Genomic DNA, 25,197 nt, shown 5'->3' on the forward strand with positions numbered 1-25,197 from the left:
GTTCTAGAATGTGAGCGTGCATGGGCATGGAGATCCCTGACCCGATTTCGATCGAGTCGGTAGGTACCTGGTCGGACGAGGTCGACGTGGTCGTGATCGGCGCCGGCATGGCCGGGGTGAGCGCGGCTCTGGAGGCCAGGGCCTCCGGGGCGAGCGTCCTGGTCCTCGACAGCGGTGGCCGTCTGACCTGCACCAGCGCGATGGCCGGTGGGCACTTCTACCTCGGCGGTGGCACCGAAGTTCAGCAGGCGACCGGGTGGGACGACTCGCCCGAGGCGATGGCCGACTACCTGGGCCTGATGTCGCCCGAGTGCGATCCGGCGAAGATCAGCGCCTACGCCGAGGACGGCGTGGAGCACTTCCGCTGGCTGGAATCGCTCGGGTTCGAGTTCAACCGCTCGTTCTACCCGGAGAAGGCGGTCGTCCAGCCCGGTGTCGAGGGCTTGAGCTTCACCGGCAACGAGAAGTGCCTCGACGTCGCCGAGGTGGTCAAGCCGACCCCGCGCGGGCACAAGGTGCCGGTGCCGGGCGACACCGGCGGTGCCGGGCTCGTCGTCGGACTGGCGCTCGACAAGCTCGACGCCCTCGGCGTCGAAGTGCGGTGGGAGACCGGCGCGACCGCGATGGTCGTCGACGGCGACCAGGTCGTCGGCGTCACGTGGAAGAACTACGACCACACCGGTGCGATCCGGGCGAGGTCGGTCATCGTCGCGGCGGGCGGCTTCGTGCTCAACCGCGCGATGCTGGAGGAGCACGCGCCGGACCTGCTGGCCGTCGAGAGCAACGGCATGGCGCTGGGCAACACGCACGACGACGGGCTCGGCATCCGGATGGGGCAGTCCGTCGGGGGCGTGGCCGACTACCTCGACAAGGTCTTCGTGACCGGCCCGTTCTACCCGCCGGGCGAGGCGTTGCGCGGCATCGTGGTCAACAAGCTCGGGAAGCGGTTCGTCAACGAGGATTCCTACCACTCGCGCACCTCGGCCTTCGTGTTCGAGCAGCCCGATCGCGAGGGGTACCTGATCCTCGACTCGGCCACCATGGTGCAGCCCTCCTACCGGTTCCAGCCGCTGGTCGACGGGTGGGACACCATCGAGGAGATGGAGCAGGGGCTGGGGATCCCGGCCGGAGCGCTGGCGGAGACCATGGCCGCCTACGACGAGGCCGCTGCGCGCGGCGAAGACCCCGAGTTCCACAAGGCTCCCGAGTACCTCGTGCCTCTCGACCAAGGTCCCTGGGGCGCTTACGATCTCACGCCCGGGAAGTGCTTCTACGCCGGATTTTCCTGCGGCGGCTTGCGGGTCACCGTGGACGGGCAGCTGCTCCGCGCGGACGGTTCGGTCGTGCGGGGCGTCTACGCGGCCGGGGCGTGCGCCTCCAACATCGCGGTGGACGGCAAGGGCTACGCCTCGGGCATCCAGCTCGGCGAGGCGTCCTACTTCGGGCGCCGTGCCGGTCGACGCGCGACGGCCGAGGTCGCTCAGCGCTGAGGGCGGCGACGAGTTCTCGGTCGCCAGGGGTGCCGCGCCTCCCTGGCGGTCGAGGTCGGGGCGCCGGGCGTCGCACCGCGCGACGCCCGGACCTCGTGCCCGGCGCGGTCCAAAGCCCCACGGGCGACTGGGAAAAGTCTTTCTGGACGCCTGTCTAGAACGTGTTACAGTCGAGTCCATGGGCGATACCTCGGTGGGGCTGGTCGAGCGCAGTGATCGGGACCGGGTCCGCACGCTGGCGCTGAACCGGCCTGCTGCGCTCAACGCGCTCGACGAGGCCATGTACGACGAGCTGACCGAGGCCTTGCTGGCCGCTGCCGAGGACCCGGACGTGGCCGTCGTGGCGATCACCGGAACCGGGCGCGCTTTCTGCGCGGGCACCGATCTCAAGGAGATGTTCCAGCGGGCGACCGACCCCGAATTCGTCCCAGGCCGGCACGGCTTCCTGGGACTCGTCGACGCCTTGACCGACTTCCCGAAACCGCTCGTGGTGGTGGTCAACGGCCTGGGCGTCGGCATCGGCCTGACGATCCTCGGTTTCGCCGACCTGTCCTTCGCCTCGACCGAGGCGAAGCTGAAGTGCCCGTTCACGAGCCTGGGGGTGGCCCCGGAGGCGGCGTCCAGCTACCTGCTGCCGCGGCTCATCGGCAGGCAGAACGCGGCGTGGGTGCTGCTGTCGAGCGAGTGGATCACGGCGCCGGAAGCGCGGGAGATGGGTCTGGTGTGGAAGGTCTGCCCGCCGGACGAACTCGCCGAGACGGCCCAGCGCTACTGCGCCACCATCGCCGCGCAGCCCATCGACAGCCTCACAGCGGTGAAGAGCTCCGTAGCGGCACCGTTGAAGGCCGAGATCGCCGCGGCTCGCGCACGCGAGAACCAGCACTTCGCAGAGCTCCTGGGAAGTCAGGAGAACCAGGCGGCCCTGGGCGCCTTCGCCGAAGGGTGACCACGGGCGTCCCCTGTGGACGAACCTGCTCGCTCAGGTCGGGGTGCTGCCGTTGAGGAGGAGGTCACCGACCGCGCGTCGCGGGGCCGGAACGGTGGGGCGACCGTGGCCGATTCGCAGCATCGCCTGCGGGTGCAGCGTCCCACCCAGCAGTTGGCGCAGTTCGTCGCGGATCTCGCGGACCTCGACGACCTCGGAGATCATCGAGGCGGACAGGCTGCGGGAGGTGGCCGTCAGCCACACGTTCTCCAAGGCCTGCCCCGCCCGCAATTCGTCGGCAGGGCTCTCGTGCTGCGTGCACAGCACGACCAGCAGCGGGCCGGACTCGTGCGCGACCCCGTCGGGGCGTTCCGCGAGACCTCCCGAGAAGTCGCGGTGCACCCACTCGTCCTGGGGCTCCGGCCTGGGGCCCGCGGCATCGGTCGGGACTCCGTCTACCGCGCTGGTGGACTGACCCGTCCAGGCCGCCAGCTCGGCCCGGAACCGCGAATCGGCCTGCTGCACCTGGTGCGCCCTGTGCACCAGTCCTTCCAAGGCCCCGAGCTCGCCGGATGTCACCACGTGCGGCCAGCACTGCTCGCTCTGAGCCGCCAGCAGCAGCTCGTGGCGGTCGGCGGGCTGCACCGGGACGTCGCGGAACGGTGCGCGGTGGCTGTGCCGCTGGGGGATGGCAGCGTGCAGCTTCACCGCAACCGGCCGGGGCTCGGGGCGGCCGCCGCCCCGGACCTCGGCGAGCGTGGTGGCGTGGGCCAGGTGCGGGAGCAAGGTCACGACCGGCCGCACCCCGGCTCCCTCGAGGGCGACCCTGAGGTTGAACAGCGCGGCACCGCAGGCGAGCCGCAGTTCCCGCCCGTCCGGGTCGGCGGCGGGCAACCGACGAGCGGGGTCGTAGTGCAGCTCGATCAGGTGGGGCAGGATCCGGAACTGCCACGGCTGGGTGTTGTGCAGCGACGGAGCCAGTCCGGCCAGCCCGATGACCTGCTCGACCTGGGTGGCCGTCAACTCGAGCGCCGTGGAAATCCTGTGCACGGCCACCTCCTAGTCGATGTCGCGGGCGGCTCGGCGCGAGCCGCCGGGGCCGAACGATCGGACCGCCGTGCCGTCCGGCAGTCGTGCACGTGCGCCACTACGGCCACGTGCGCAGCAGGCGCATCTCCGGTCGCCCGCGGTTGCGGCCAGCGGTTCCTGGACTACTCGGTCTTGACCGACCAGCCGTTGAGCAGGAACAGCACGGCCGCCAGTGCCGCGGTGGTGAAGAAGGCGGCGCCTTCGCCGAGCAGGAGGCACAGGGCGGCCACGGTCGTCACCGCGAGTCCCAGCGATCGGCGTGGTGTGATCCACCGGCGGAACCGGTCGCGCGTCCGTTCGGTGGTCAACTTGCTGACGAACGAGGGATCGTCGCTGCGCAACTGCCGTTCCATCCCCTCGAGGATGCGGATTTCGTGTCGTCGAAGCATGGTCTTCTCCGGCGGTCGTGTGGTCTGGTCCCGTCACCATCGCGAACCGCGCGGCGGCGCCGGTAGAGCCGATAGGCCCTCCTGGCGTCAACTCGGCTGCCGCAGCGCTCGGAAAAAAGGACGAAAGGCCTGGTAGACAGGCCGGGTACGCCTGCATGCTGGTGGTGGTTCCCGGGGAGCGCTCGAGGACCGATGCAATGCACCAGGTCGTGCTAGGGAGAACGCTGATGGGCCAGATCGCAGAAGTCGCCGGACTGCTCGGCGAGCCCACGTTGCACGTGACGGGTCGGGAGCTGCCGGTCGCCGGACCTCACCCAGAGCTGATCCCCGCGCAGCGCGAGTCTGCGGAGACCATGCGGCTGGTGGTCGGCCGGGGACCGGATGCCGGTGCTGAGCTCGCGATCTCCGCGCCGCTCACGGCGATCGGGCGACACCGCGACTGCGACATCGTGATCGAGGACGTGACCGTCTCGCGGTACCACGCGGAGCTGGAGGTCGAGGGCGACCGCTGCTTCCTCGTCGACGGCGGCTCGCTCAACGGCACCTTCGTCAACAGGCGCGCGGTGGACCGCGTGGAACTCGTCGAGGGCGACGAGATCTGGATCGGCAAGGCCCGGTTCCTCTTCCGCAGCGGAGCAGCGGCAGACGCGCGAGCCGCCTCGCCGCGCTGAGCTCCGGTCCTGATGGAGGAAGGGTCGACCGCCTGAGCGGAGTTGAGCCCGGCGGTTGAACGCGGACTCAACCCTGAGCGCCGGAGCCGGTGTCCTCGTGGATGTGCTGGGTCTCCGCCCAGTACTGCTCTGCGTGGCGCATCGCCGAAGCCAGGACGGCGTTCGTGCCCTGGAGGTCCCTGATCGCCCGCTCCAGAGCCTCATGGGGGTGGTCGCGCAGCGCCTGTCGAAGCAGGCGCTCCCGGTCGACCTGGTCCAGCTTGCTGCTGAGCTCGCCGGACAGGCTGTGCAGGGACCCCAGAACGCCGAGCAGGGCCGCGCCGTAGGGAGGCCAGTCCAAGGACGCGAGGTCCCGGTCCGCGCAGTTCCTGGCGGCGCGGTCGAGCGCCTCCCGGGCCGCGTACATGTCTTCGAGGGGATGCTGCTTCATCGCTTCCACCTTCCCCCAAGCTGGTCGCACTCCTTGGTACCCGTGCCGCGGTGCGCCGAAACGTCACCGGCGGTGCTGCTGGAACCGATCGCGCGCCGCTTCGAGGTCGACGATCGGGGCCGGGTAGCCGAGCTTTCCGAGCGCATCGGTCCCGAGCCGCCACGGCTGGTGGAGGTCGCGCGGGTTGTCGAGGTCGGCGAGCTCGGGGACCCACCGGCGCACGTAGTCACCGGAGGAGTCGTAGCGCTCGGCCTGGCGCACCGGGTTGAGGACCCGGTTGGGCCGGGTGTCGGTCCCCGTTCCGGCAACCCATTGCCAGTTCATCTGGTTGTTGGCGATGTCGCCGTCGACCAGGTGCCGCTGGAAGTGCTCGGCGCCCGCGCGCCAGTCCAGGTAGAGGGTCTTGGCGAGGAAGCTGCCGGTGATCAGCCGGGCTCGGTTGTGCATCCAGCCCTCGGAGCTCAGCTGCCGCATCCCGGCGTCGACGATCGGGATGCCGGTCTGGCCCTCCTGCCACGCCTGGAGCGCTTGCGGGTCGTCGCGCCAGGCGTCCGCGCGCGGCCGGTAGTCGGCCTGCGCGCTCGCGGGTCGAGCCGCCAGCACCTGGAAGTGGAAGTCCCGCCAGGCCAGTTGGCGCACGAAGGCATCGGCGCCCTCGGTGTGGCGGGCGCCGGCCTCGGTGGCGAGTTCGAGCGCGGACAGGCAACCGAAGTGCAGGTAGGCGGACAGCCGGGAGGTGCCGCGTTCGGCGGGGAGGTCGTCGTGCCGGGAGTGGTAGTGGTCGGCGTCCTCGTCGAGCCAGCGGTGCGCCCGGTCTCGGGCTTCGGTCTCGCCGCCCGGCATCGGCGCTGCGGTGCGCGCTGGGGCAGGTGCGTCCGGCGCCGACACCGTCGGAGGGAGTCGCAGGTGTCGGGGAGCGGTCGCGATGCTGCGGCGGGCGGCGCTCGCCCATCGCCGGTGGTACGGGGTGAAGACCGCGAAGTGATCGTTCCCCTGCGGGGTGACCTCCCCGGCGGGCAGCACGGTGTGCACCGCCTCGTGAACGGTGAGCTCGCACCGCTGCGAGGCGAGCGCTTCGGCGAGCCTCCGCTGCCGGCGCGCGGCGAAGGCGGAGGCGTCCGCAGCGATGTGGACGGAGGTCGCGTCGACCTCGTGCGCGAGGCGGGCCACTTCGGCGGCCACGTCGCCGTCCCTGCGGACGAGCGCGGCACCGCGTTCGCGCAGTCGCGCGTCGAGATCCGCGAGGCAGTCGTCGAGGAAGCGGCGGCGGGGCCCTGCGGCGAACCCCGCCGCGCTCACCGCCTCGTCGTGCACGAACAGGGGCAGGACGTGGTCGGCGCGGGCGGCCGCGGCGAGCACCGGGTTGTCGTGGACGCGGAGGTCACGGGTGAACACGGCGATCGCGGTGGTGGACATCGGTGGCACGCTCCGTGGGGCAGGTGAGGGTCTCCTCCGGACCGTTGCGAGGGTCCCACCCGCCTCGCGCGCCCGCCCTCCGCACCCCGGCTCGCGGGTGGTCAGGTCGTGGTGTCGAAGAGGTGCTCGGCCCGGGTGATCGCGTGCTGCAGGTCTTCGGGCTCGGGAGTGAGACCCGTGGTGATCTCGTCGATCGCGCGCAGGCCCGACCGGTGCAGCAGCCGCTTCTCGTTGGTGACCCACTGGCCGCGCGCTGCCAGCACCGCGTGCGCGGAGTGCATGGCGGCCGTGGCCAGGGCTCCCGCGACCTCGGTGGGTTGTCCGCGCGGGGCGTAGGCGCCTCGGGCGTAGTGCAACGTCAGGTTCGCCTGGTTGCGCCACACCGGTGGAGCCGCTTCGCGCAGCGCGTCGGGGTAGGCGGGGCGCGGCAGGGTGCCGCGCAGCGTCCGGTTCACGGCGAGCTCGGCGACCACGAGGTAGCTGGGGATGCCCGCCAGGTGGAACATCAGCGGTTCCCACCGGAAGCGGCCGTCCCGCGCCTCGGCCAGTTCGTGCTCGACGACGTCGAGATCGCGGTAGTGGACGTCCACGTGCCGACCGTCGATCGTGAGCCAGGCTCCGCCGTTGAAGACGCCGCCGCCCCAGGCGCCGACCTCGGAGACCTCGCCGTCCCACCCGACGGCGCGGAGGTCGGCGGGATCGAAGTCACCGCGGTAGTAGACCGCGAAATCCCAGTCGCTGTCGGGGGTGTGGGTGCCTTCGGCCCTCGACCCGCCGAGCGTGACCGCTCGTACGCGCGGGAGGGCGGCCAGGCGGTCGGTGACGTGGGCGAGGAACTGCTCGTCGTTCATGTGATGTCCCCTCGGGGTGGAGTGCGGTGCGGGTGGGCAGCACGCCGAGGACGCCGGAGCAGGAGCTCGAACGACGTCGTCGGATCAGCGCGCGCTGGGCCGGACCGTCACTTCACAGCCGATAACCCTACTTCTCCTCCGGTCCGAGGGGAAGCAGCGCGGTCACAGCGCCCCACCGGCGTCGATGATCTGGGTGGTGCCGGTGATGAACCGCCCGTCGTCGGACACCAGGAACAGCACGAGGTTCGACACGTCCTCCGGTTCCAGCGCCGTGACGGGCAGCCGGTTGAACGTGCGCGCGGCCTCCTCGAAGTCGCTGCGGGACGGGTTCTCCAGGTCTGGGCGGAAGAGCCGGTAGGTCGCGTCGTTGAGGATCATCGGCGTGGCCACGGTCGTCGGATTGACGGTGTTGACGCGGATGTCGTGCGGTGCGAGCTCTTTCGCCATCACCTTCATCATCTGGATCAGTCCCGCCTTCGACGCCGCGTAGTGCGCGGTGTTCTCGTGGGCGTAGATCGCGGCGAGCGAGCTGGTGATGACCACGGAGCCACCGCGCTTCCCGGCGACGATGTGCGGCACCGATGCTTTCAGCGACTTCCACACGCCGGTCAGGTTGATGTCGATCACGTCCTGCCAAGCGTCGTCGCTCATCTCGAAAGTCGGGGCGGGGCTGTAGATCCCGGCGTTGGCGACGACGATGTCGAGATGTCCGAAGGTTTGGGCTCCCTCGTCGGCCGCTGCGGTGAGAGCGGCGGAGTCGCGAACGTCGGCCTGCCGCGCGATGACGCGGCGGCCGGTCGCTTCGACGAGTCGCGCGGTTTCGGCGAGGTCCTCGGCCGTGGCGAGCGGATAGGGGATCGTGCGGATCTCGGCGGTGGTGTCGACGGCGATGATGTCGGCGCCTTCCGATGCGAGGCGCACGGCGTGACTTCGTCCCTGGCCTCGGGCGGCCCCGGTGATGAACGCGACCTTGCCGTCGAGCTTGCCCATGTCTCCCCTTCCGCGCGGAGCTGATCCCCGCACTGGGGCGTCCGCAGCGTCGCAGGCGCTCTCATTCAGTTATGGCGCACGCGAAGCCGCCGGGCAAGGGTGCGATCGGGTCAGCGCGCCTTGAGCGCGTTCCCGGACAGGGCCAGTTGGCGGCTCTGCGCGACGAGGCGACCGCGGGAGTCGTAGACGTCGGCGTCCTCGTTGAACCAGCCGTCGGTGCTCACCGCGTCGCATCGGGTGTAGCCCGCGATCGGGCCCGGCGCGGGCAGCGCGCGCAGCTGGTAGGTCAGTTCGACCGTCGGGCACCAGCCGGAATGGCCGAGGCCGAACACCGTCGGCGGCAGCATGTCGACGGCGACGATCAGCGACAGCGGGTCGAAATCGGTGCCGTCGGTGAGTTGCATCCAGCCGCGCACCTCGGTGTCCTCGGCGGTGTCGCCGCGCAGCAGCGCGGTGGACTGCGGGTCGAGCCGGAGGTCGAGGTGCCCGAGCAGGCCGCCGTCCACCGGCGGCCGGTGGCCATCGCACTCCTCCAGCGGCTTGATCGGAGGCTGCGGCGCCGCTTCCCACTCGTGCGCGGCATCGGTGATCTCGCCGGCGGAGACCGTGGCCTCCACGCAGGTCTTGCCGCCCTGCACGAGACTGGAGCGCACCGTGGAGAACATGCGGCCCCGCTTGATCAACTCGGCGTGCAGCTCGACCTCGCCGATCTCCGGTGAGCGCAGGAAGTGCGCGCTGACCACGAGCGGGTGCGGGCGCTCGGCCGTGGTCAGGGCCGCCTTGGTCAGCAGCGCCATCATGTACCCGCCGTGCGGGTTGTTCCCGATCGACCACTCGCGGTCGAGGGCGGTGGAGTAGGCGCCTTCGCGAAGCGCCGTCACGGTCGTTGCCTCGGCGAATGAACGCATGCACGGCACATTACCTGCCCGAACCAGTTCCGGAACCCGTCTCCGGCCGCGCAGGTGCGGTGGTTGCAGACGATCAACCGATGATGTGACCTGGGTTACGCAGCACGGGCTGATCGCCGACGAAGGAGACGATGATGAGCAGATTGCGGTTCGGTGTTTTCCTCGCGCCCTTCCACCCGGCGGGCCAGAACCCGACGCTGGCCCTGCAGCGAGACCTCAAGCTGATGGAACACCTCGACTACGTCGGCTTCGACGAGGCGTGGATCGGGGAGCACCACTCGGCGGGCAGCGAGATCATCGCCTCGCCGGAGATCTTCATCGCCGCAGCGGCCGAGCGGACCCGGAACATCAAGTTCGGCACCGGAGTCACCTCGATCAGCTATCACAACCCGCTGTGGGTGGCCGACCGGATGGTGATGCTCGACCACCTCACCAGGGGTCGTTCGATGCTCGGCGTGGGCCCCGGTTCGCTGCCCACGGACTCGGCGATGATCGGCCTCAACCCGACCGACACCCGGGAGCTCCTCGACACCAACCTCGACATCATCATGCGGCTGCTGGCAGGCGAGACCGTCAGCGAGCAGACGCCGACGCACGAGCTCGTCGAGGCGCGCCTGCAGCTGCGTCCTTACACCGAACCGTGCTTCGACATCGCCGTCGCCGCCGTCGCCTCACCGACCGGACCGCGCCTCGCGGGGCGGCACGGCACCGGTCTGCTGTCCATCGGAGCGACGTTGACGCAGGAGGGCTTCGACGCGCTCGCCCACCACTGGAGCGTGGTGGAGGAGCGCGCCGCGCACCACGGGCAGGCCGCGCCGGACCGAACCGGCTGGCGGCTCGTCGGTCTCATGCACGTCGCCGAGACCAGGGAGCAGGCGTACAAGGACGTCGAGCACGGCATCGAGCAGTGGTTCACCTACTTCCAGAAGGTGGCCGCGTTCCCGCAGATGGCCGTGGACGGGTCGAACATCCGGGAGATGATCGACTTCATCAACGAAGCGGGCATCGGCGCGATCGGAACTCCGGAGGACGCGCGAGCGCAGGTGCAGCGGCTGGCCGACCAGTCCGGCGGCTTCGGCGCGATGCTGCTGCTGGCCCACGAGTGGGCCAACCCGGAGGCCACGAAGCGCTCCTACGAGCTCATCGCCCAGGACGTGATGCCGCACTTCCAGGGCCACGGGACCACCCACCACGAGTCGACCGTGCGCGCCAAGCAGCACGCCGCGGGCACCCGGAGCGGCCACGCCGAGCAGCAGCTCGCCGCGGTCGACCGGATGACCCGCAAGTACGCCCAGGAGGTCGAGGGGGAGAAGGCCGTCGACTAGCCCGACGGCCTGCTCCGGCGCAGGTCATGGGTGGTTCGGAGTGTGAGAGCATGGCGGCATCATGGAGGAATTGCTGCTCGACGCCCCGGTCATCGCCAGCGTCAAGGACGATGCCGGACTGGAGGCCGCGCTCCGGTCGGAGTGCCCCGTGGTGTTCCTGCTCCACGGCTCGGTGCTCACCGTGCCGTCGCTGGTGGAACGGCTGAAGGACGGCGGAAAGACCGTGCTGGTCAACGTCGATCTCGTCGAGGGGCTCGCGTCCAAGGACGTCGTCGTCGAGTTCGTGCGGGAGAGGACCCGTGCCGACGGGATCCTGAGCTCGAAGGCCGCGCTGATCAAAGCCGCGCGAGCGCAGGGGCTTCTGGGCGTGCACCGGTTCTTCCTCGTCGACTCCTTCTCGTACCACAGCCTCGGCAAGCAGATCGCGATCTCGAAGCCGGACTACGTGGAGATCCTTCCCGGGTGCGTGCCGAGGGTGATCACCTGGCTGCGCGAGGACGTCGACGTGCCGATCATCGCCGGTGGTCTCGTCTGCGACAAGGACGACGTGGTCGCCGCCCTCGGCGCCGGTGCGGTGGCCATCGCCTCGTCGAACAGCGACGTCTGGGCCATGTGAGTCAGCCGAAGATCTGCGCGGACCGGCGGAACACCTCGTCGGTGTGCCGGGTGATGTCCCGGTGGACCTCCAGCTGGCGCGCGTAGAGCTCGTGGTTCGCGGCGTCCGGCAGGAACTCCTCGTCCACCGAGACCATCGCCGCCACCGCCTCGTCGATCCCGGCGAACCGGCCGAGCCCGACGCCCGCGCAGATCGCGGCACCCAGCCCGGCGGCGTCGGTCACCGCGGTCCGCGCGGCCGGGACGCCGAAGACGTCGGCGACGATGCCCATCATCACGTCCGCGCCGGCGCCGCCACCGGAGACGATCACCCGCTCGAAGCCGGTGCCCAGCTCGTCGCCGAGCGCCCCCGCCCGATCGCGCATCGTCAGCGCGATCCCCTCCAGGACCGAGCGGTGCAGGTGGAAGCGCCCTTGCCTGCCGTCGAAGCCGAGGAAAGAGCCCTTGCGGTGGGGAGTCTCGGTCGGCGCGAGCCAGTCGAGCACGGTCATCAGCCCGTCGGAGCCCGCCGGGACCTGCGCGGCACCCGCGTCGAGGTACTGCTCGGCCGTCACGCCGGCTCTCCGCGCGCCTGCGGTGACCTCCTCGCCGAGCAGGTCGCGAAGCCAGCTCACGGTCCACATCCCGCGCCGGATCCCGCCGCTCTCGTACAGGTACTCGCGGGGTGCGCAACCGAAGTTCGTCCAGAACTCCCGGCCGTCGCGGATGTTGCGCTCACCCGTGGTCATGCTCGCGATGTAGGTGCCCAGCGAGAGGAGCAGCTGCTCCGAGCCGCGCAGGCCGGATCCCAGGGCCTCGACGGCCTTGTCGTTGGCCGTGGCGACCACGGGCAGCCCCTGCGGCAGCCCGGTGCGCTCGGCGGCGTCGGCCGTGATCCGGCCCAGGACCTCGCCCGGCATGACCAGCTCGAACAGCTTCTCGGGTGCGATGCCCATCGACTCGACGACCTGCCGGTCCTGCGACCACTGCCAGGTGTCGGTGTCGATCGGCCACATCCCCTGGTAGTTCGCCGCGGTGTCACGGAACTCGCCGGTCAACCGGTGGGTGATGTAGCCGGACGAGGTCGTGACGCGGGCGACCGAATCGTCGGTGTGCTCGTAGGGTCGTGAGACCCGCTCGTCCATCCAGCTCAGCACAGGCCGGGCGAGCGTCCCGTCGGCGCGCAGCAACGCGCGGCAGAACCGGATCGTGCACAGGCCGGCACCGACGATCGCGGCCGGATCGCCGTCGAAAACGGCCATCGCCTCGCGGCACGCCGCCGCCACCGAGTCCCACAGGTCGTCATCGGGGTGCTCGACGACGCCCTGGGCCGGGGTGTCGGTGGGGCGCAAGGCGTGTCGTCCTCGGCTGACAGGCGTGCCGCGCTCGTCGAAGATCGTGACCTTCGTGCTCTGCGACCCGTTGTCGATGCCGATCAGGTAACTCGTCAACTGTCCTCTCCAGGCCGGGAGGCGACGCGGCGGTGGGTCCCGCCACCGCCGCGCGCAGGGGCTCCAGCACGAGACTATCCCGCGGGGAAGATCGTGCCCCGGTTCATGATCCCGTTCGGGTCGAAGGCTTCCTTGAGGCGGACCAGCATCGGGTACGCGCTGCCGTGCTCCTGCTCGGTCCACTGCGCGCGGTACTTGCCGATGCCGTGGTGGTGCACCATCGAACCGCCGTGCCGGAGCGCCTCTTCGACGATGATCGCGTTGATCGGCTTGTGGTACTTCTCGATCTCCTCGCGGGGCTCGCAGCGAATGCGGTAGTCGTAGACGAAGTACATGTTCGTGCCGGTCTGGTAGCTGTGCGAGGAGTGCCCGCCCAGCATCGTCACGTCGTCGGCGTGCGGGAACTCGGTCCGGATCCGGTGCATCACCGCGTCGTAGATCGCGCCGACGGAGGACCAGTCCGCCGAGATCTCGGTGGTGTAGCCCAGGCGCTGCTCGGTCAGCATGGCGCGCTGCTCCGCCTCGATCTTGTCCGGGCCCCAGTTGAGGTTGTCGAACCAGGACTCGATCAGCCCGGGATCGACCGCGGCGTGCTCGTGCCGGGACACGACGCGCTCGATCTCGGCGCCGGTGGCCTCCACGATGCCCGCAGGACCCTCGGACACGAACAGCAGCACGCACTTGCCGTTCGCGAAGTGCGAGAAGTGCTGCGCTGCATCCTCTTCGGAGTACACGCGGGCCACCGACGGGCGGAACCCCTCGGTGATCACCTCACGCAGGATCGAGAGTCCGGTGTGGACGTCGTCGATCAGGTAGCCCTGGAAGCGGTTGTTCTCCGGCCGGTGCTTGAAGACCTTGACCGTGACCTCGCTGACGAAGCACAGTGCGCCCTCGTTGCCGATCACGACGTGCCGGATGTCGGGACCGGCGGCGCGGCGCGGGACGTTCTTGATCCGGCTGATGCTGCCGTCGGGGAACACCGCCTCCAGGCCGACCACCATGTCCTCGATGCCGCCGTAGAGCGTGGAGAACTGGCCGATCGACCGGGTCGCCACCAGTCCGCCCATCTGCGCGAGCGGCTTGGACTGCGGTGAATGACCTGTGGTCAGGCCGCGCTCGCGCAGGGCGTCCTCGAGCACCTGCAGCGGCACCCCGCACTGGGCGGTGGCCTGCATGTTCTCCTCATCGATGCGCACGATCTCGGACATCTCCGAGCCGTCGAGCACGATGGTTCCCTCGACACCGGTCTCCAGCCCGCCCTCGGTGCCGGTGCGACCGGTGCGCGCGACCACGTTGATCCGGTGCTCGTCGGCGAACGCCAGCACGGCGGCGGCCTGCTGGACGTCGGCGACGCGCACGACGGCGCAGGGGAGCGGCCCGTCGAAGATTCCGTGCACCGCGGTGTACTTCTTGAACCGGTCCACGCTGGAGGAGCGCAGGACCTGCTGGTCGGTCTCCACGCGTCCGTCGCCCGCGATCTCCCGCAACCGCGCGACGATCTCGTCCTGGTCGAGAGCTGCTGATGTGGTCAAGGTTTCTCCGTATCGTTGCTGGGCTCGGTCAGCGGGTGAGGTAGCCGCCGTCGACGGTGAGCACGTGCCCGTTGACGTAGTCGGAAGCGCTGGAGGCGAGGAAGACGGTGGCGCCCATCAGGTCGGCGACCTCGCCCCACCGGCCCGCCGGGATGTGGTCCAGGACGCGCTGGTTGGTCGTCTCGTCCGACCGGGTCCGCTCGGTGATCGCGGTCGCGAAGTAGCCGGGGGCGATGGCGTTGACCTGGATGTTGTGCTGCGCGAGGTCGTCGCAGTAGGCCTTGGTGAACCCGACGATCCCGTGCTTGGTCGCGGCGTAGGCGGGTGACCACTGGCCGCCGAGGAACGAGAACAGCGACGCGATGTTGATGATCTTGCCGGAGCGCTGCTCGGTCATGAACCGCGCCGCCTCGCGGCCCAGCTCGAACGGTGCCGTGAGGTTGACCTCCAGCATCGGGTCCCACTCCCGGCGGCCGAAGTCCTCCACCGGGGCCGTCCGGCAGACCCCGGCGGAGTTGATCAGCACGTCGACGGATCCGAGCCGCGACACGCATTCCTCGATCACCTCGCGAGGCGCGCCGTCCTCGGTGATGTCGGTGCGCAGGAACTCCATCCGCCGGCCCTCGGCCTCCACCAGTTCCTGCGTGGTGCCCTCGTCGTCGAGCGCGCTGGGGACGAACACGTCGGCGCCGGCCTTGGCCAGGGCCAGCGTGAACGCCTGACCGAGACCGGTGTTGCCGCCCGTGATCACGGCGTTCTTGCCCGCGAGGGAGAACGCGGCGAGCGAGAAGTCGCGGATGTCCATGGATCGCCTCTCTCGGCCTTCGGTGCGCGCTGTGCGCGACCATCTTCGGGCAGCGTCGTCGCCGGGGCCGGTCGTGGACCGGCTCCGGGCATGAAAAAAGAGAACAGTCCCCCGGTGTGAGCACGGGTTACTGTTCTCTGGTCTCTAGTAACCACTCGCGGCGGACCGCGAGCGAGTATTTGGTTGTCGACGGCGTGGCCGCCGGTCGGTGGTCACGCTAGGCGAGAGCGGCCCGCGAATCAAGTTCCTCCCACGAGCTCGACGGCAACTGGTGGCAACCGGTTGCCAGGCCGCCGCGAGCTCGGCAGCGTCCAGGCGTCAGACGCGCGCACAACGTTGTGTCCGCCGGGCAGCGGTCGCCCGCCCCACCCGGCGCTGGAAGGAATGCACATGCATCTCTTGGACTGGGTGGTCGTCGCCGGCTACTTGGTGGTCATGCTGATCATCGGGGTGTGGTCGCACAGGCAGATCTCCACCACCTCCGACTACTTCAGCGCAGGCGGCCGAATGCCGTGGTGGCTGGCCGGGATCTCGCACCACATGTCGGGCTACAGCGCGGTGGTGTTCGTGGCCTACGCCGGCGTGGCCTACGACCAGGGCATCGTCTCCTACGTGGTGTTCATGTTCCCGCTGGCGGTGGCGACCGGCATCGGGGCGTTCCTGTTCGCGCCGAAGTGGAACCGGCTGCGCAGGCGGTACGACATCGCGTCGCCGCTGGAGTACCTCGCCCGGCGCTTCAACGTCACCACCCAGCAGGCGCTGGCGTGGAGCGGGTCGCTGCTCAAGATCTTCGACGTGGCGGCCAAGTGGAGCGCGGTCGCGGTCCTGCTCAACAAGTTCGTGGGCATCCCGCTCGGCTGGGGGATCGTGATCACCGCCGCGGTCACCCTCGTGTACTGCACCGCGGGTGGGCTGTGGGCGGACGCGCTCACCGAGTTCGGGCAGTTCATCATCCAGGGCGTGGCCGCGTTCGCGATGATCGGTGCCGTCGGCTTCGCGCTGGCGGACGAGGGCCTGAACTACGCGAGCTTCTGGAGCGCCCTGCCCGAAGGCCACACCGACCCCACGACCACGTCGTACCCGGCCTACTTCGTGCTGGTGTACATGCTGGTCAAGACCTTCGAGTACAACGGCGGCATGTGGAACCTGGCTCAGCGCTACATGGCGACACCGGATTCCGCGCAGGCCAAGCGGACCGCGCTGCTCTCCAGCGCGCTCTACCTGGTCTGGCCGATCGTGCTGATGCTGCCGATGTTCGCGTCCCCGCTGCTGGTCCAGGTCGAGGACTCCGAGGACGTCTACGCCCAGATGGCCATCGAGTTCCTGCCCGCCGGGCTGCTCGGACTGGTGCTGGTGGGCGTGTTCTCCCACACCATGGCCATGGCGGCGTCCGACGCCACCGCGATCTCGGCGGTCATGACGCGCGACGTCCTGCCCCGGATCTGGCGGCGTGCGGCCACCTTCACCGACGAGCAGTCGTTGAAGGCGGGCCGGTACCTGACCGTGACGTTCGTGTTCCTCAGCGTCGTGATCGCCATCAACGCCGAGAGCCTGGGCGGAGTGCTCGGGATCATCGTCGCCTGGGTGGGCGCGCTCATCGGGCCGATCTCGATCCCGCTGATGCTGGGCATGCTGCGCCGGTTCCGGCACGTGGGCCCCACCGCGGCGCTGGCGTCCTGGGCGGGCGGGCTGATCAGCTACGGGCTCGTCAAGTACGCGTTCCACCTCAGCGACGCGATCACGGTGGTGACCCCGGTGCTGGTCTCCTTGGTGCTGTTCATCGGCACCGGCGCGATCCATCGGGACGCCCCGGAGGCTGCGGACGAGATCGTGGACGCGCTCGCCGACGACTCACCGGAAAGCGCTCCGGCCGGTCGATGAGACGGGTCAGTCCGAGCCGAAGCGCTGCTGGAGGTCCTGGATCTCGGCCATCCCGACCAGGTCGGTGAACTCGGCGAAGGTGGGCAGCTCGGACATCGCCGCGGCAGGCGTGCCGTCGTTGCGCACCGACTCCAGCAGCGACCGGATCCCCGCGGTGGCCGCCAGCAGCGTGCCGATGGGGAAGAGGACGAGGGCGAAACCGAGCTCAGCGATCCGGTCCAGCGGGATCGGTGGCGTCCGCCCGCCCTCGACCCAGTTGAACACCAGCGGCGCCGCACCGGCGAGTTCCTCGGAGATCCGGACGATGCTGCGCTCGTCGGTGGGCGCCTCCACGAACAGCAGGTCCGCGCCGGCATCGGCGTAGGCCTTGGCGCGCTCCAGGGCGTCGTCGAGGCCGTGCACCGCTGCGGCGTCGGTGCGGGCGATCAGCAGGAAGTCCGGGTCGGTGCGCGCGGCGACCGCCGCCCGGACCTTGCCGGCCATCTCCTGCGCGGGGATGACCGCCTTGCCGCCCATGTGGCCGCACTTCTTGGGGAAGACCTGGTCCTCCAAGTGGATCGCGGCCGCTCCGGCGCGCTCGTACCCGCGGACCGTGCGGGCCACGTTGACGGCGTTGCCGTACCCGGTGTCGGCGTCGGCGATGACCGGAACGTCGACGGCGGCCGAGATCCGGCTCGCCTGGTCGATCATCTCGGTGGCCGTGAGCAGGCCGACATCCGGTCGTCCGATCAGCGAGGCCGTGGTGCCGAAGCCGGTCATGTAGACCGCGCTGAACCCGGCACGTTCCACCAGGGCCGCCGACAGGGCGTCGTAGGCGCCCGGCGCGACGACGGGCCGCTCCTCACGCAGCAGGGCGCGCAACCGCGCCCTCGGCTCGCCGCTGGATCCCAGCAGATCTCCCACCGAACAACCTCCGAGGATGACGAAAATCGTTGCAAGGCCGCCTCATCCTCCCAGCGCCGGGTGGCGAGCGCATCAGCGTCCCCCGGCGAGGTCCTCCGCGATGTCGCGGCCGCCGTAGCCCTCCGGCGCCGCGACCTCCACCACCGGCTCGGGACGGTCGTCGAACTCCAGGTGCAGGGCCTTGGCGATCGTCGCGTGCATGTCGTACATGCAGGTGATGTAGGTCAGCTGCAGGATCTCCTCCTCGGCGAGGTGCTCGGCCAGCTCGGTGAAGACGGCGTCGGGCACCCGGCCGCCGCCGAGCACCAGTGCGTCGGTGTGGGCCAGCACGGCGCGTTCCGGTGCGGAGTAGCAGTCGGCGACCTGCCACGAGGGGATCGCGGTGATCTTCTCCTCCGGCAAGCCCAGGGCACGCATCTGCTTGCAGTGCTGGGAGAAGACGAACTGGCTCCCGCGCGCCCACCCCGCCCGGCACTGGCCCAGCTCCCGCAGCACCGGATCGAGGCTGCAGTTGCGGTACAGCGCGAACCCGCGCACGGCGTGCTGGAAGACGTCCGGGCACTGGGCGAAGACCGTCCACCAATCACCGGGCGAGCCGGTCGCCGTGCCGTGGTCCACGGCGGGATCGCGGTCCGGGCCGAACAGGCGGTCGTAGAAGTGCAGGATCCGCTCGTCGGTGACCTCGCTCCGCGGGACCTCACGCAGGCGCGGCACTGCGGTCCTCCACCGTCCGGTCGGCGCCGGTCCTGGGCGCGTGCGAGACGTCCGCCTCGGTGAAACCGCGCGTCCAGCAGGCGAATTCGAGCAGGATTCCGTCCGGGTCCTGGAAGTAGAAGGAGCGCACGAAGACGCCTTCGTGCAGGGTGCGGGCCACGGTGGACGGACTGTCGTCGTGGTTGAGGATCGGGCTGACCTCGACGCCCTTGTCCCGCAAGCGATCCCGGTACTCCTCGAACTTCGCCACCGGCACGTGGAAGGCGACGTGGTTCATCGACCCGACAGCGCTGAGCAGTTCACCCTCGCCCGGGCGGGAAGCGGGTGCCGAGATCCCGGGTGCCGCGTCGGGTGCGTCGGGGAACCAGAAGAACGCCACGCAGTCGCCGCCACCGCAGTCGAAGAAGAAGTGCTGGCCCCCACCGCCGGGCAGTTCGATGGTCTTGATCAGCGGCATGCCGAGAACGCCGCTGTAGAAGTCGATGGTGCGCTGCATGTCCGAGGAGACGAGAGCCAGGTGGTTGATGCCCCCGAGCTCGAACTCCGCGTTGGTCGTCGACATTGACGCCTCCGTTGGCTGACTTGACAGTCATATCAACTGTGCAGATGCTGGAAGCGTGGTCCGGTGCGCACCGGGTTGTCAAGACCTGGTGGAAGGAGCGAAAGCATGTCCGGCAGGGCGAATTCCGCCGAATCGGGTGGTGGTGCGCAGGCGAACGCACCGCTGACCGAACGGGGTGCGCGCACTCGCGAGAAGGTGCTCGTGGCGGCCCGGGAGGTGTTCGAGGAGCGGGGTTTCCCGGACACCCGGGTGGCGCACATCGCTCACCGCGCGCAGGTGGCCTACGGGTCCTTCTACACCTACTTCCCGTCGAAGGAAGCGGTCTTCCTCGAGGTCGCGGACCGGTTGTTCGCGGAGATGACCGATCGCGGTGGTGTGCCGGCCTCCGGTGCGTCTCCTGCGGCGCGGATCCGCCGCTCCAACCGCTCCTACTACGAGGGCTACCTGCGCAACGCGAAGATGATGGCGATCGTCGAGCAGGTCGCCACCTTCAACGAGGAGTTCCAGGAGCTGCGGCGCAAGCACCGGGCGACGTCGATCACGAGGACCGCCGGCGCGATCCGACGGTGGCAGCGCGACGGCCTGGTGCCCGACGACCTGGACGCCGAGATGACCGCACGCGCTCTGGCGGCGATGATCGACCACTCGCTCTACCTGTGGATCGTCCAGGGCGACGACACCCCGGACACCCAACGCCTCCTGGACACGCTGGACGCGCTCACGCACCGCGCGCTCGGGTTGCCCGACTCCTGACCCGGGTCGTCAGCGGGCGGTGGCCGGTTCCTGCGCGCGGAAGTGGCGGACGAGGGCGCTGACCGCTTCCCGGCCGGCGCGGTTGGCACCGACGGTCGATTGCGAGGGGCCGAAACCGACGAGATGAACGCGCGGTTCGCCGACGACCTGCGTTCCGCGCACCTGGATCCCGCCGAACTCGTTGCGCAGACCGAGCGGGTCCAGGTGACTCACCGCGGGCTTGAACCCGGTGGCCCACAGGATGACGTCCACCGGCGTGAAGGTCCCGTCGGGCTCGCGCAGGCCCCTCGGCTCGATCGCGGTGAACATCGGTCGGCGTTGCAGCACACCGCGCTGCTGCGCGGCGAGGGCGTAGGAGGTCCACGGCAGCCCGGTGTAGGACACGACGCTGCCGCTCGGACGTCCGGCCTCCACGTCGGCGGTGACCTTCGCGACGACCTCGCGCCCGGCGTCGGCGTCGAACTCGTCGTCGCGGAACACCGGTTCGCGGCGCGTGTACCAGAAGGTGGTCGCCACTCGGGAGATCTCCTCCAGCTGCTGGATCGCGGAGATGCCGCCGCCGACGACGGCGACGCGCAGGCCCGCGAACCGCTCGGCGGAGGCGTAGTCCTGCGTGTGCAGCTGCGTCCCGGTGAAGGTCTCGCGGCCCGGGTAGTGGGGGAGGACCGGGTTGGTCCAGGTACCGGTCGCGTTGATGATGGCGCGGGTCGCCCACGAGCCCTGGTCGGTCTCCACGACGAGGTCGCCGCCGGGGTGGGGGGAGTCGTACCGGACCGCGGTGACCGTCACCGGTCGCAGGATCGGCAGCTCCGTGGCCTCCTCGAAGGCGCCGAAGTACCGCGGCACCGCCTCGCGGCTGGGCTCGTCCGGGTCCACCGGAGGCTGCGAGAAGCCGGGCAACCCGAAGATGCCGTTGACGGTCGCCATGCGCAGCGACTCCCAGCGGTGCCGCCAGGCGCCGCCTGCGGCCTCGCCCGCGTCGAGCACCACGAAGTTCTGGTCGGCGTCGGGGTGCTCCAGCGCGCTGAGGAAGTTCCTGCGCTGCAAGTGGTACCCCGCCGACAGCCCGGACTGGCCACCGCCGATGACCACCACCGTCGCCGTGCGGGGGCGTGTCCCCGGCGGGTGGGCGGGAGGTGTCATCGGTCCATCGACCTCACGGGACGTCGAGCGGGTGGGTGCGAGCGTGCACGCGGTTCAACAACGCGCGGGTGCAGGTATTCCGGGACCGTTGAAGCGTGTCGCAGGCCACCGACCAGGGGTTCCTCCGCCGCGGCCGCCGTTGCGCGTGCCTGGCTCCGGATGGGGGATGCGTCGTAGGCTGATCGCGCGCACGGTCCGCACGCCTCAACGAGGAGGTTCGCAATGGTCGCGGAGGACTCCCGCATCTACGACTTCATCGCGCGGTGGGCCGCCGAGAAGCCCGACGAGGAAGCGATCGCCTTCGGTGAGCGGCGGGTGACCTGGGCGCAGCTCGACGACCGCGTCCGGAGGGCGGCCGGTGCCCTGCGAGCCTCGGGCGTCGGCCCGGGTGAGCGCTTCGCCGTGGTGGACAAGAACCACCTCGCCTGCCTCGAGCTGACCCTCGCGGCCTCGCTCATCGGTGCGGTCAACACCGTGGTGAACTTCCGGCTCGCCGCCGAGGAGCTCGTGCACGTGCTCAACGACTCCACCGCGCGAGTGGTGGTCGTCGGCTCCGAATTCGCCGGAATCGTGGACGAGGTGCGCGACCGGCTGCCGCACCTGCGCGAGGTGATCCTGCTCGGCGGCGAGGACGACGAGTACGAGGAGCGGCTGGCCGCAGCCGATGCGGTCACCGAAGCGCGTGAGTCCGATCCGGACGAGTGCTTCCTGCAGCTCTACACCTCCGGCACGACGGGCTGGCCGAAGGGCGCGATGCTGACCCAGCGCAGCATGATGGCCCACACCCGGGCGCTCACGCCCGCCTACCGGATGGACGCCGACTCGATCAACGTCGTCGCGATGCCGCTGTTCCACGTCGGCGGCACCAGCTGGGCGCTGGGCGGCCTGAGCGCGGGTGCTCGCACCGTCCTCGTCCGCGAGATCGTTCCGGGACCGTTGCTGGACCTCATCGAGAACACCCGGGCCACGCACGCGTTCTTCGTTCCCGCGGTGATCCACGCGCTGCTCGAGGAGGGCGAGCGAGCGCGCACCGCGACGGCGTCGTTGGACGTGCTCGGCTACGGGGGATCGCCCATGCCCGCTCCGCTGATGGAACGGGTGCTGCGCTCGGTGCCGACCCCGCTCTACTCGGTGTACGGGATGACGGAGATGTCCGGCGTGTTCTGCGTCCTCGGACCGGAGGAGCACCGCGACGAGCAGCGCACCCACCTGCGCGCGTCCGCGGGCCGGCCGCTGCCGGGCAACGAGGTCCGCGTCGTCGAGCCGGCCACCGGGGACGACGTCGAGCGCGGCGAGCTGGGCGAGTTCTGGGTGCGCTCGCAGCAGCGGATGTCCGGCTACTGGAACCTGCCGGAGGCCACCGCGGAGACGATCACCCCGGACGGCTGGTTGCGCACCGGTGACGCGGGACGCGAGGACGACGACGGCTACCTCTACATCGAGGACCGGGTCAAGGACATGATCATCACCGGTGGTGAGAACGTCTACCCGGCCGAGGTCGAGCGCGTCGTCCTGGAGTTCCCGGGCGTGGCCGAGGTGGCGGTGATCGGTGCGCCGGACGAGAAGTGGGGCGAAGCCGTGACGGCCTACGTGGTCTGCGAGCAGGGCGAGTCGGTCGACGACCAGGCGCTGCTCGACTTCACGCGGTCGCGCCTGGCCCACTACAAGTGCCCGAAGTCGGTGTCGACGGTCGCGGCCCTGCCGCGCAACGCCACCGGCAAGATCCTCAAGCGCCTGCTGCGCTCGGGGTGAGTCAGCCCGCGCGGTCGACGGGGAGCTTGCGCGCGAGGACTCCGGTGAGGGCCAGTCCCGCGGCGGTGACCCACAGGACGCCTGCGGCGCCGAGGCCGGCCGCGACCGCTCCGACCGCGCCGGGGATGAAGACCTGGCCCGCGCGGTTGCCGGTGAGCCGCAAGGACATCGCCCTCCCGCGCGCGCCCGGCGGGGCGGACTCGGCGAGCCAGGACATCGTCAGCGGCTGGCCCACGCCGAGGCCGAAGCCGGCGACCGTGACCGCGACGAGCAGCAGCCACACGGGCACCGGGGCCGCGGCGAGGGTGATCCCGATGGCCGCGGCGAAGATGCTCAGGATCAGCAGTCGTCGTCGTCCGAGCACTTCCGAGAGGCGCCCGAGGAAGAACCGCGAGGCCATCGACGAGGCGGCGCGCAGCACCAGCAGCGTGCCGATCAGCGATGACGCGATGCCGCGTTCGGCTCCGAGCGCGGGCAGGTACACCAGCGAGATGTCGACCGCGGCGAGTACGGTGCACGCGGTGAGCAGCGCTCCGGCGAGCCCGGGGAGCCGCAGCAACGAGCGGACGCCGACGTTCTCGGTCGCGGCCGGTCCGCGCTCGGCCCTGGTGTCGGAAACGGCGAAGGTCAGCGCGAAGAGCACGATCGCGACCGCGATGCTGCCCTGGAAGATCGGGGTGGTGTCCGGAATCGCCTGCGAGCCGCCGAAACCCACGATCATCAGCGGTCCGGCGGCCTGGCCGAGCGAAGCGGCGAAGGTGTAGTAGCCGAACGCCGAATCCATCCGGCCGCTGCTGGTGCTGTTGGCGACGAGCGCCTGCTGCCCGACGATCGCGCCCAGGTGCGCGGTGCCGAGCACGATGCTGCCCGTCACCAGTCCGGCGACGGTGTGGCCGAGCGCGAGCAGGACCGTCCCCGCGACGCACATCAGCAGGCTTCCCGCCAGCATGACGCGGCGTTCGCCGAGCCGGTCGACGATGTGCCCGGCGGGTAGCGCCAGCACGAGCGGGACCAGGGCGAAGCTGCCGGAGAGCACGCCGAGCAGCGACGGCGGGACTCCCAGTTCCAGCGCTCGGTACGTGGTGGAGGGACGCAGGACGAAGGTGATCAGCTGGGTCAGCGTGGCGTGCGCGAGCAGCGCCGAGACCTGGCGGCTCGGAAGGGTCACCGCGGGAGCCTGCGGGTCGCTTGGACGGCGAGGCTGGTGTCGATGTGCTCGGTCATCACCGCGGCGGCGCCGTCGGAGTCTCCGGCGATGATGGCCTCGGCGAGCAGCCGGTGCTCCTCGTCCTTCTTCGCCTCGGCCTCGCGTCCCCGGTCGACCTCCAGGGCGAACCGGCGGTACCGATCGGCCTTGTCCCACAAGGCTTCGAGGCTGTCGATGAGCAGGTCGTTGTGCGAGGCGCGGTGGATCGCGCGGTGGAACCGGCGGTGGCGCAGCAGGTCCTCGACGCCGGGGTTGCCCGGCATCGCCCGCAGGCCCTCCAGCGAGGCGCGGATCTCGGCGATGTCGTCCTTCGTGCGGCGTTGCGCGGCCAGCGACGTCGCCAGCGGGTCCAGCGCGCGGCGCATCTCCAGCAGGTCGCGGTTCTCCTCGGCCTTGAGCTCGGTGACCTTGGCGTCGCGGTGCGCGCCGAGCTCGACGAGTCCTTCGGCCTTCAGCCGGCGCAGCGCTTCGCGGAGTGGCGTGGTGCTGATGCCGATGGTCTGGGCGAGCGTCGCCTGGTTGAGCACCGACCCGGGCGGGAACTCCCCGGAGAGGATCTTCTCCCGCACGGTCTCGTAAGCCGCGTCGCTCTTCGTCCGCAGCGGGACCACGGCCTCAGCCACCCCGACAACCCCCACAGCTTATAACCTGAACCGAACACCCAGGACCCTAACTCCCCAACCCCACCCAACCCACCACCAGTGACAATCCCAACACCACCCCAGAACTCCCCACGCCAACACCCCCACACCACCCCGAACCGCACTCACCCCGAACAGCGCAGCGGCCGAAGCTTATAACCACCCACGAGGCGACTCGCGTTCCCCGATCCTCGGCAGTTCCCAGTTTTAGTCATAACCGAGCCATGATCATGTCCGAAATGTCGGCTCAGTTATGACTAAAACTGGGACCGGGTGAGTCCTCAGGGTGTGTCGGGGGTGCGCCTGGCTTGGCTGGCTTCGGTGGCTGCGCGGTTGGCGTCGCCGGTGGTGGCGGCTCTGGCGGCCAGCTCTCGGTAGGTGAGGGGGTTGTGCTCGAAGCGGCCTTCGTGCGCGGCGACCGCTTCTCGTCGCTGCCGGTGCTCGGGATGGCGGTCCTCGAAGTCCCGGCGCTCCTCGACCGTCCGGCGCCAGTGGGTGACGGTGTCCCGGTCGCCGCGGTTGAGGCCTTCCCAGGACCGCGGTGCGGACGTCATCGGCGGCGGGGGTGCGGCTCGCCCGTGCATCGCGGGCGACGGCGGGCGTCGCGCGGTGATCGCGCCGCAGTCCGGGCACTCGGGTGCGGGGGAGGACCAGGACGCCATCCTGACCTCGAACCGGGTTCCGCAGGAGCAGGCGTAGTCGTACATCGGCATGACCGCTCACCTCCGAGGAGAAGCGGCCGGCCGTCCCGCTGCAGGGGACGACCGGCCGGGGA

The 25,197-nt window shown here is 70.2% G+C and carries 25 protein-coding genes; 8 read left to right on the forward strand and 17 right to left on the reverse strand.

What is annotated here, in order from left to right; all coding sequences use genetic code 11:
- Nucleotides 1-26 precede the first annotated feature (26 nt).
- Both FHU35_RS11980 and FHU35_RS11985 read left to right on the forward strand, forming a co-directional pair.
- On the forward strand, nt 27-1,490 hold the full coding sequence (locus FHU35_RS11980) for an FAD-binding protein (protein WP_222429352.1): 1,464 nt from the start codon (nt 27-29) through the stop codon (nt 1,488-1,490).
- 178 nt (nt 1,491-1,668) lie between these two features.
- Nucleotides 1,669-2,436: an enoyl-CoA hydratase/isomerase family protein gene (locus FHU35_RS11985; protein ID WP_145738600.1), complete on the forward strand. Its 768-nt coding sequence runs from the start codon at nt 1,669-1,671 to the stop codon at nt 2,434-2,436.
- 33 nt (nt 2,437-2,469) lie between these two features.
- On the opposite strand, the gene FHU35_RS11990 is transcribed toward FHU35_RS11985, so the two are convergent.
- Complete coding sequence (locus FHU35_RS11990) at nt 2,470-3,465, reverse strand: Acg family FMN-binding oxidoreductase (RefSeq protein ID WP_246110254.1); 996 nt, start codon at nt 3,463-3,465, stop codon at nt 2,470-2,472.
- A gap of 161 nt (nt 3,466-3,626) precedes the next feature.
- Entirely contained in the window at nt 3,627-3,893 is a 267-nt protein-coding gene (locus FHU35_RS11995; protein ID WP_145738603.1) for a DUF3040 domain-containing protein, read from the reverse strand.
- A 227-nt stretch (nt 3,894-4,120) separates the two neighbouring features.
- On the opposite strand from FHU35_RS11995, the gene FHU35_RS12000 reads away from it, so the two are divergent.
- Nucleotides 4,121-4,564, forward strand: coding sequence for an FHA domain-containing protein (locus FHU35_RS12000; protein ID WP_145738605.1), 444 nt, complete (start codon nt 4,121-4,123; stop codon nt 4,562-4,564).
- Between the two features lie 67 nt (nt 4,565-4,631).
- On the opposite strand, the gene FHU35_RS12005 is transcribed toward FHU35_RS12000, so the two are convergent.
- The 5 genes from FHU35_RS12005 to FHU35_RS12025 form a co-directional block, all read right to left on the reverse strand.
- Nucleotides 4,632-4,994 (reverse strand): hypothetical protein, encoded by a 363-nt coding sequence (locus FHU35_RS12005; protein WP_145738607.1) that lies wholly within the window; start codon nt 4,992-4,994, stop codon nt 4,632-4,634.
- A 63-nt stretch (nt 4,995-5,057) separates the two neighbouring features.
- On the reverse strand, nt 5,058-6,410 hold the full coding sequence (locus FHU35_RS12010) for a cryptochrome/photolyase family protein (RefSeq protein WP_145738609.1): 1,353 nt from the start codon (nt 6,408-6,410) through the stop codon (nt 5,058-5,060).
- Between the two features lie 101 nt (nt 6,411-6,511).
- Entirely contained in the window at nt 6,512-7,261 is a 750-nt protein-coding gene (locus FHU35_RS12015) for a nucleotidyltransferase domain-containing protein (protein WP_145738610.1), read from the reverse strand.
- Between the two features lie 162 nt (nt 7,262-7,423).
- Nucleotides 7,424-8,251, reverse strand: coding sequence for a mycofactocin-coupled SDR family oxidoreductase (locus tag FHU35_RS12020; RefSeq protein WP_145738613.1), 828 nt, complete (start codon nt 8,249-8,251; stop codon nt 7,424-7,426).
- Between the two features lie 110 nt (nt 8,252-8,361).
- Nucleotides 8,362-9,159, reverse strand: coding sequence for a thioesterase family protein (locus tag FHU35_RS12025; protein WP_145738615.1), 798 nt, complete (start codon nt 9,157-9,159; stop codon nt 8,362-8,364).
- Between the two features lie 134 nt (nt 9,160-9,293).
- Between FHU35_RS12025 and FHU35_RS12030 the strand changes: the two genes are divergently transcribed.
- Together FHU35_RS12030 and FHU35_RS12035 are read left to right on the forward strand one after the other, a co-directional pair.
- Complete coding sequence (locus FHU35_RS12030; protein ID WP_145738617.1) at nt 9,294-10,484, forward strand: LLM class flavin-dependent oxidoreductase; 1,191 nt, start codon at nt 9,294-9,296, stop codon at nt 10,482-10,484.
- A 61-nt stretch (nt 10,485-10,545) separates the two neighbouring features.
- Nucleotides 10,546-11,100 (forward strand): glycerol-3-phosphate responsive antiterminator, encoded by a 555-nt coding sequence (locus FHU35_RS12035; RefSeq protein WP_145738619.1) that lies wholly within the window; start codon nt 10,546-10,548, stop codon nt 11,098-11,100.
- 1 nt (nt 11,101) lies between these two features.
- On the opposite strand, the gene FHU35_RS12040 is transcribed toward FHU35_RS12035, so the two are convergent.
- The 3 genes from FHU35_RS12040 to FHU35_RS12050 all read right to left on the reverse strand — a co-directional run bounded on the left by FHU35_RS12040 (nt 11,102) and on the right by FHU35_RS12050 (nt 14,866).
- Nucleotides 11,102-12,529 (reverse strand): FGGY-family carbohydrate kinase, encoded by a 1,428-nt coding sequence (locus FHU35_RS12040; RefSeq protein WP_145738621.1) that lies wholly within the window; start codon nt 12,527-12,529, stop codon nt 11,102-11,104.
- Between the two features lie 74 nt (nt 12,530-12,603).
- Nucleotides 12,604-14,061 carry an FAD-binding oxidoreductase gene (locus FHU35_RS12045; protein ID WP_145738623.1) on the reverse strand — a complete coding sequence of 486 codons (1,458 nt, stop codon included), beginning with the start codon at nt 14,059-14,061 and terminating at the stop codon, nt 12,604-12,606.
- A gap of 28 nt (nt 14,062-14,089) precedes the next feature.
- Nucleotides 14,090-14,866, reverse strand: a complete 777-nt coding sequence (locus FHU35_RS12050; RefSeq protein WP_145738625.1) for an SDR family NAD(P)-dependent oxidoreductase — start codon at nt 14,864-14,866, stop codon at nt 14,090-14,092.
- Nucleotides 14,867-15,256: 390 nt separating this feature from the next.
- Between FHU35_RS12050 and FHU35_RS12055 the strand changes: the two genes are divergently transcribed.
- On the forward strand, nt 15,257-16,747 hold the full coding sequence (locus tag FHU35_RS12055; RefSeq protein ID WP_145738627.1) for a sodium:solute symporter family protein: 1,491 nt from the start codon (nt 15,257-15,259) through the stop codon (nt 16,745-16,747).
- A gap of 6 nt (nt 16,748-16,753) precedes the next feature.
- On the opposite strand, the gene FHU35_RS12060 is transcribed toward FHU35_RS12055, so the two are convergent.
- The 3 genes from FHU35_RS12060 to FHU35_RS12070 all read right to left on the reverse strand — a co-directional run bounded on the left by FHU35_RS12060 (nt 16,754) and on the right by FHU35_RS12070 (nt 18,926).
- Nucleotides 16,754-17,650, reverse strand: a complete 897-nt coding sequence (locus FHU35_RS12060; protein ID WP_145738629.1) for an isocitrate lyase/PEP mutase family protein — start codon at nt 17,648-17,650, stop codon at nt 16,754-16,756.
- A gap of 72 nt (nt 17,651-17,722) precedes the next feature.
- The gene (locus tag FHU35_RS12065; protein ID WP_145738631.1) at nt 17,723-18,364 is read right to left on the reverse strand and encodes a carboxymuconolactone decarboxylase family protein; all 642 of its coding nucleotides are present in this window, start codon (nt 18,362-18,364) and stop codon (nt 17,723-17,725) included.
- On the reverse strand, nt 18,348-18,926 hold the full coding sequence (locus FHU35_RS12070) for a VOC family protein (protein WP_145738633.1): 579 nt from the start codon (nt 18,924-18,926) through the stop codon (nt 18,348-18,350). The genes FHU35_RS12065 and FHU35_RS12070 overlap by 17 nt, the downstream gene beginning before the upstream one ends.
- 105 nt (nt 18,927-19,031) lie before the next feature.
- Between FHU35_RS12070 and FHU35_RS12075 the strand changes: the two genes are divergently transcribed.
- On the forward strand, nt 19,032-19,679 hold the full coding sequence (locus FHU35_RS12075; RefSeq protein ID WP_145738635.1) for a TetR/AcrR family transcriptional regulator: 648 nt from the start codon (nt 19,032-19,034) through the stop codon (nt 19,677-19,679).
- A gap of 9 nt (nt 19,680-19,688) precedes the next feature.
- Here the strand turns inward: FHU35_RS12075 and FHU35_RS12080 are convergent, their stop codons facing one another.
- Nucleotides 19,689-20,822, reverse strand: a complete 1,134-nt coding sequence (locus tag FHU35_RS12080; protein ID WP_145738637.1) for an NAD(P)-binding domain-containing protein — start codon at nt 20,820-20,822, stop codon at nt 19,689-19,691.
- Nucleotides 20,823-21,044: 222 nt separating this feature from the next.
- Between FHU35_RS12080 and FHU35_RS12085 the strand changes: the two genes are divergently transcribed.
- Nucleotides 21,045-22,574: a long-chain-fatty-acid--CoA ligase gene (locus FHU35_RS12085; RefSeq protein ID WP_145738639.1), complete on the forward strand. Its 1,530-nt coding sequence runs from the start codon at nt 21,045-21,047 to the stop codon at nt 22,572-22,574.
- Between the two features lies 1 nt (nt 22,575).
- On the opposite strand, the gene FHU35_RS12090 is transcribed toward FHU35_RS12085, so the two are convergent.
- From FHU35_RS12090 to FHU35_RS12100, 3 genes are all read right to left on the reverse strand, one after another.
- On the reverse strand, nt 22,576-23,742 hold the full coding sequence (locus FHU35_RS12090) for an MFS transporter (RefSeq protein WP_145738641.1): 1,167 nt from the start codon (nt 23,740-23,742) through the stop codon (nt 22,576-22,578).
- Nucleotides 23,739-24,404, reverse strand: a complete 666-nt coding sequence (locus FHU35_RS12095) for a GntR family transcriptional regulator (protein WP_145738643.1) — start codon at nt 24,402-24,404, stop codon at nt 23,739-23,741. Before FHU35_RS12095 ends, FHU35_RS12090 begins: the two co-directional genes overlap by 4 nt.
- Nucleotides 24,405-24,703: 299 nt before the next feature.
- Entirely contained in the window at nt 24,704-25,135 is a 432-nt protein-coding gene (locus FHU35_RS12100) for an FmdB family zinc ribbon protein (protein WP_145738645.1), read from the reverse strand.
- Between the last annotated feature and the right edge of the window lie 62 nt (nt 25,136-25,197).

The sequence above is a fragment of the Saccharopolyspora dendranthemae genome, assembly GCF_007829955.1.
Lineage (GTDB): Bacteria > Actinomycetota > Actinomycetes > Mycobacteriales > Pseudonocardiaceae > Saccharopolyspora > Saccharopolyspora dendranthemae.